This window comes from Luteolibacter sp. (assembly GCF_058122085.1).
Genome location: NZ_JBIKBQ010000160.1, coordinates 1 through 6,466 on the forward strand (window position 1 = coordinate 1; position 6,466 = coordinate 6,466).

General features: G+C 63.2%; 4 protein-coding genes. 2 read left to right on the forward strand and 2 right to left on the reverse strand.

The features are described 5' to 3' along the window. Positions 1 to 381 precede the first annotated feature (381 nt). Both AC4DF4_RS17455 and glnD read left to right on the forward strand, forming a co-directional pair. Positions 382 to 1,320 (forward strand): phosphatidylserine decarboxylase, encoded by a 939-nt coding sequence (locus tag AC4DF4_RS17455; protein WP_490049389.1) that lies wholly within the window; start codon positions 382 to 384, stop codon positions 1,318 to 1,320. 38 nt (positions 1,321 to 1,358) lie between these two features. Next, positions 1,359 to 4,115, forward strand: coding sequence for a [protein-PII] uridylyltransferase (gene glnD, locus AC4DF4_RS17460; protein WP_490049390.1), 2,757 nt, complete (start codon positions 1,359 to 1,361; stop codon positions 4,113 to 4,115). Between the two features lie 139 nt (positions 4,116 to 4,254). On the opposite strand, the gene AC4DF4_RS17465 is transcribed toward glnD, so the two are convergent. Both AC4DF4_RS17465 and AC4DF4_RS17470 read right to left on the reverse strand, forming a co-directional pair. Beyond that, positions 4,255 to 5,796 carry an NADH-quinone oxidoreductase subunit N gene (locus tag AC4DF4_RS17465; RefSeq protein ID WP_490049391.1) on the reverse strand — a complete coding sequence of 514 codons (1,542 nt, stop codon included), beginning with the start codon at positions 5,794 to 5,796 and terminating at the stop codon, positions 4,255 to 4,257. Between the two features lie 17 nt (positions 5,797 to 5,813). Then, the coding region (locus tag AC4DF4_RS17470) for a complex I subunit 4 family protein (protein WP_490049392.1) at positions 5,814 to 6,466 on the reverse strand (653 nt) is incomplete at its 5' end.

The window sequence follows — 6,466 nt, forward strand, 5'->3', positions numbered from 1 at the left end:
CTCGTCACCCTTCACCCGGCGGAACCGCTGGGCGGCCAGGCCGTCGTTCCAGAGGCCCTTGGCTTTCGCCTGTTCGAACGCTTCGACGAGTTGGCGCCGGCAAGTCCCGGCAAGGTGGCAAGAAGGGCGGCCTGAATCAGCGGCGCGAGAAATACTCCGGTCATGATTTTTTCGGGGATGGTGTCTGAAATCTCTCCGTCGCCGGTTCAAGGACCGCGACGGGGCGCGATCTAAGCCGAACGCCTCAAGGACTACCAGCTTTCCCATTGATGCCAATGAGCCGAGGACAGAACCCGATGGGATCATGACTGGAAATCCAGTCATGAACGACACCGCCCCGGAAATCGCCGCCATGGTCCACGCCCCCCCGATGGCGAGAACATGCCTGTCCTTGCCGTTCCGGAAATGTGCCGCTACAAGCCCGCCGTGGAACCGATCCGCTACTTCAACCGTCACACGCAGACCCTCGAAACCGAGCAAGTTTACGGCGAGGGATTCCTGCGCTGGACTTACGGCCATCCGCTCGGAGCGATCTCGCTCAACGCCTTCGTGAAGCGCCCGTTTTTCTCGAAATGGTATGGCCGCCGGATGAGCACGCCGGAATCCGCCTCGCGGGTGAAACCATTCATCGCGCAATACGGTCTCGATCCGGGGGATTTCGCCGATGAGGCGGATTCCTACCGCAGTTTCAACGAGTTTTTCTACCGGAAACTCAAGCCCGCGGCGCGGCCGATCGATGCGGACGAGGACAGCGTCGTGTTCCCCGCGGACGGGCGGCATCTCGGTTTCGAGCGCGCCTCGGCCATCGAGGGAGTGTTCGTCAAAGGCCAGAAATTTGACCTGCCCGCGCTGCTCGGCGACCGCCAACTCGCGGAGCGCTACGCGGACGGCGCGTTGATCCTCTCGCGGCTTTGCCCGGTGGATTACCATCGTTTCCATTTCCCGGCGGCGGGCGTTCCGGGCGAAACGCGGTTGATCGAGGGGCCGTTGTTTTCCGTCTCGCCCATCGCCCTGCGCCAACGCCTCGCCTACCTGTGGACGAACAAACGGACGATCACCGAGCTCAAAACCGAGCGTTTCGGCACGGTGCTTTGTCTGGAAATCGGCGCGACCTGCGTGGGCACTATCCGGCAGACCTTCGCGCCCGGCCAGCCGGTGGCGAAGGGCGCGGAGAAGGGCTATTTCGCCTTCGGCGGCTCGTCAACGCTCACGCTCTTCGAGCCGGGAGCCATTAAGTTGGAAAATGACCTCCTCGAAAACTCGCGCCAGCAAATCGAACTCTACGCGCGGATCGGCAGCCGGATGGGCCGCTCCGCTTGACCTTCCCGGATAAGGGAACACCTTTCCATCAGTTGCCGATGCTCAATCACCTCAAGACTCTCAAGGAACACGCCAAGGAAGCGCTCAAGCCGGCCTTGGAAGGCCACCTCTCGCCCGCCGAGCGGATCGCGCTGTATAAGAAATTCCTGAAGATCGAGGAGCACCGCATCCAACTCCACCACCGCGCCGGGGCCGGCGGGCTGGAAATCGCCCGCGCCCGCGCGGCCCTGCTGGATGTTGTTCTCGGTTCCATCCTCGAAGCCTCGCTCCGCGCCGGCAAAGGGAAAATGCTGCCCATCGCCCTCGTCGCCACCGGCGGTTACGGTCGCGGCATGCTCAACCCGCGCTCGGACATCGACATCCTTTTTCTCCTGCCGCGGGCATCCACCAAACTGCCGCCGCAGCTCCAGGAGCTCGTCCAAAACGTGCTCTATCTGCTCTGGGACGTCGGCTTCAAAGTGGGCCAGGCCTGCCGCTCGATCCCGGAATGCATCGAACAAGCCAAGGCCGACCAGGAAAACAAAACCTCGCTCATGGACGCCCGCCTGATTGCCGGCGACGCGGATCTTTTCGCCCAATTCCAAACCCGCTTCGCCAAGGAGTGCGTCAGCAAGGGACAGGCCGCCTTTTTCGACCTCCGCCGCAAAGACCTCCGCAGCCGCCACGAGAAATACTCCCGCACCGTTTTCCTCCAGGAACCCAACGTCAAGGAAAGCTGCGGCGGGATGCGCGACTATCATAACATCGAGTGGGTCGCCCGCGTCAAAACCGGCAGCGCCAGACTCGAGGATCTCGTCGAGAAAAAGCTCCTCACCGCCTCCGCCTTCAAGGAAATCGAGGAAGCCTACGATTTCCTCCACCGCGTCCGCAACGAGCTCCACTATCATACGGGCAAGGCCACCGACCAGCTCACGCTCCAGCTCCAAGGCGTCGTCGCCACCGCCTTCAACTACCCGCAGCGCAACATCCTGCGCAGCACCGAGGCGTTCATGCGCGACTACTACCGCCACACGCGCCATATCTATCAACACGCAACCTCGCTGATGGAGGCCTTCCAGATCGAGGAGGAATCCCGCGCCGAGTCCGGCATCCTCTCGTTCCTGACATTCCGCAAGAAAAACCGCGAGGAGTTCGACGGCTTCATCGCCCGCGAAGGCCGGATCTATCCGGCCAGCCAGGACATTTTCAAGGACGACCCCAACCGCCTGATGCGGCTCTTCCAGCACTGCCAGGTCCGCAACCTCAAGCTCAGCCCGCAGATCCGCCGCCTCATCGCCAGCCATTGGGAAGACATCGACCGCCCGTTCCGTTATTCCAAAGCCAACCGCGAGGTCTTCCAAGCGATCCTCGAACGCAAGGGCGACGTCGCGCGCACCCTCCGGCTGATGCACCGCATCGGCTTCCTCGGCCGCTACCTGCCCGAGTTCGGCGCGCTCGACTGTCTCGTCCAGCACGAGTTCTTCCACCGCTACACCGCGGACGAGCACACGCTCCGCTGCGTCGACCAGCTCGACCAACTCATCGCCGAAACCAACCCGCGGCGGGAAATCTATCGACGGTTGTTTCTGGAAATCCAGGATTCCTACGCCCTCTATCTGGCCGTCATCCTGCACGACACCGGCCGCGCCGAAAACGTCCGCGAGCACATCGACGGCTCCGCCATGCTCGCCGCGCGGCTTTGCAACCGCCTGCAGATCCAAGGCGCCCGGCGCTCGCTGATCATGTTCCTGGTGGACAACCACCTCAGCTTCTGGCGCACCGCCACCACCCGGAATCTCGATGATCCCGAGGTCATCGCCGAATTCGCCAACGTCGTCAAAACCCCGTCCAATCTCGACGCGCTGTTCCTCTTCACCTTCGCCGATTCCAACGCCACCTCGCCCGACGGATGGACCGGCTGGAAGGAAAGCCTGATGCTCCAGCTCCATGCCGCCACCCGCATCTTCCTCGAAGGCGGCCGCGAGAAATACTCGCAGAAGCTCGACGCCGACCGCCTCGCCCTGCGCGACCAGGTCCTCGGCATCATGCGCAAGGACTATCACCCGGATGTCCACCGCCACTTCGAGCGGATGCCGGACTCCGCCTTCCATTTCCGGCAGGCCGCGCACATCGTCACCCAGGTCCGCACCGTCCGCCATTTCCTCCAGCGGGAAGCCGACAAGTCCGATCCCCTCGCTTCCTGCATCAAGTGGATCGACCACACCGACAGGGGCTACACCGAGCTCGTCCTCGCCACCCGCGACAAGCCGCTGCTGTTGGAGAAAATCTGCTGCGCGCTCGCCTCGGAGCAGATCAACATTCTATCCGCCGACCTCTTCACCCGCACCGACAAGATCGTCGTCAACATCTTCCGCGTCTGCACCACCAACTTCGAGCCCGTCTCCGCCGCGTCCACCCGCAAGCGCTTCCTGGACACCTTCGAGGCCATCCTCGCGGCTGATAGCTACGACCCCGAGAAGTTCCTCCGCCGCAAGGTCAATTTCCTCAAGCCCCGCTCGGACAACGGCATCACCGTCCCGGTCCGCGCCTTCGTCAGCAACGACCTGCACCCCACCTGCACCACGGTCGAGATCCAGGGCCTCGACCGGATCGGGCTGCTGCACGACCTCTTCCACACCATCAACCGGCACGGCTTGAACACCGCCCATGCGCGGATCTGCACCGAAAAGGGTGTGGCGATGGATACCCTTTACATCACCACGGCGGAGGGGGAGAAAATCCAGGACCCGGAACTCCTCAAACAGCTAGAAGAAGAATTCTCCGCCCTCGTCGCCCGCCCCGAGACGCCGGGTTGAGCCCATGAAAGGCGGGCGCCCAACACCTTGACCACCGCCACGCGCCCGGTCCTCGCCCCGGCAAAGCGCCTGCCATCCGCCAAGGTCTGAAACTCCTATCACAACCTCTTGAAATAGAAAGCCGCGACCTGCGCCTCCGTCAGCGGAGACCCAGTGATTCGACCACCGCCCGGGCGATCGGATCGAGCAACAGCGCGGGGAAAAGCCCGAGAACGACGAGCGCCACCGCAGGCAGAGCGATCGCCAACAGATGGGAGAGCGAAACGGTGGAATCCCGCACACCTTCACCATCCGGCGCTTCCCTGACGAATGCCTGTTTGAGAACCGAAAGGTAATAGTAGAGCGAGATCGCGCTCATGACGGCGGCCAGGCCAACCAACCACGTCAGGCCCGGCGTTCCGTTCCTCGTGGATTCCGCCATGGCCGCGCTGAACATGGCGAACTTGCCGACAAACCCGGCCAAGGGTGGAATCCCGGCGAGCGAGGTCAGGAAAACCAGCAGCGCCACCGCCTGCCAGGGCGAACGGTGGACCAGCCCAGCGAAGGCCGCGGGCGAGTCATTCCCGCGATCCCGCTCTACGAAGGCCGTGACGGCGAGCGCTCCGAGCGTGGCCAATCCGTAAACGACGACGTAAAACAACGCGGCCCCGGCGGCGGACACACCGTTGGCGCTCAGCGCCACCAGCAGATAGCCGGTGTTGGCGACCGCCGAGTATGCCAGCAACCGCCTCACGCTGGTCTGGGCGAGTGCCAGCACGTTTCCAAAAACCATCGAAACCGCAGCCAGCACCGCCAGCCAGGACGACCAACCGGCAACCATTCCGCCCCAGGCGGCCGAACCGGAAACGCCATGGAAACCGATCATCAGGAACCGGACGAGCACCACCAACCCGACCGCCTTGGACGCGGCGGCGACAAGCGCGACGCTGGTCGCCGGAGCGCCCTGATAGACATCCGGAGCCCAGTAGTGGAACGGCGCGGCGGCAAGTTTGAAACCGAGCCCCACCACCACCATCACCAGTCCGGCGATCGCCAAGGAAGACGGCGGACCCGCGGCGAGCGCGACCGCCACGCCGTGCAAAGTTGCCGAGTGCGAGAAGCCGTAGATCAAACTCAACCCGAACAGCAGGAAGGCGGCCGAGACGCCACCGAACAGGAAATACTTGAGCGACGCCTCGGCAGCCCGCGCGTTGCGCGAAAAACCTGCGAGCAGATAGAGCGAAAGGCTCGCCAGTTCGAGCGCGACGAACAGGAACAGCAGATGGTTGGTGCCCGTCGTCAGCAACAGGCCGGTCAGCGCGAACAGGATCAGCGCGTAGAACTCGCCGGTCTGCGCGATTTCCCGGCGGGCGGGCGGCAGCAACACCGCCAACAGGCCAAGTCCCAGAACCAAACCCTTGAACAGGTGTGCCAGTCCGTCGGTCGCGATCAACGATGAATCGCCTTTAACGTCCGGCAGCTTCAAGTGAAAGAGAGCTCCACTGATGATGTCGATGCCACCCTTCGGCCTTTCGTGCGGAGCGAACCACAGGGCCACCATCGCAAGCAGGATTCCAAACGCAGCCATTCCGATGGCGGAATTGACCGGGAATGGCTTTTGAGTTTTCGACTCGTAAGCCACAGCCACGCCCAGCAGGACCAGCGCGGTGATCACCAGCACGGCCTCGGGCCTCAATTGCATGAATAGGGCTGAATAGTTCACGGCTTGGAGAGGATCGATTGGAACAAGGGCGAGCGCAGTCCGTCGTCGATCAGGACGACCCATGGTTTCGGATAGATACCGATGGTGAGGGAAACGGCGATCAGGAGCGCGATGGCCGAAATTTCTGGCCAAGTCAGCGGAGGAAGAGCGGGCGGAGCGGCCCCGGACGCTTCCCGCACCGGGAAGAACGCCTTGTGCAGGGCGCGCAACGAGAACGCGCCGGTGATGATGATTCCCACCGCGATCACCGGCACCAGCCACGGGTAGGACTGCCAGAGGCCGATCGCGACCGAGATTTCCGCCACGAATCCGCTGAAGCCCGGCAGCCCCATCGACGCCGCGGTGGCGAGGGTGAAGCCGACCGCCGCCCCTGGCAGCGAGCGCCACAGATCGAATTTCTGGAGCTCCGACAAGTCGCGGGTGTGGGTGCGTTCATAGACCACCCGCCCGGCGATGCCGAAGAGAAGTCCGGCGATGACGCCGTGGGAGATCATTTGCAACACCGCCCCGCGCAAGCCCCAGTGGGTGCCGGCGGCGAGACCTAGCAAAACAAAACCCATGTGGCTGACGGAGGAATAACCGATCACGAACTTGAGGTCCTTCTGCGACAAAGCGGTCAGCGCGCCGTAAACAATTCCAATCACCGCCA

What these genes read in the sequence shown, in the direction of transcription:
- AC4DF4_RS17455 (WP_490049389.1), top strand. Translation starts at nt 382, where the DNA reads ATGCCTGTCCTTGCCGTTCCGGAAATGTGCCGCTACAAGCCCGCCGTG.
- glnD (WP_490049390.1), top strand. Translation starts at nt 1,359, where the DNA reads ATGCTCAATCACCTCAAGACTCTCAAGGAACACGCCAAGGAAGCGCTC.
- AC4DF4_RS17465 (WP_490049391.1), bottom strand. Translation starts at nt 5,796, where the DNA reads ATGCAATTGAGGCCCGAGGCCGTGCTGGTGATCACCGCGCTGGTCCTG.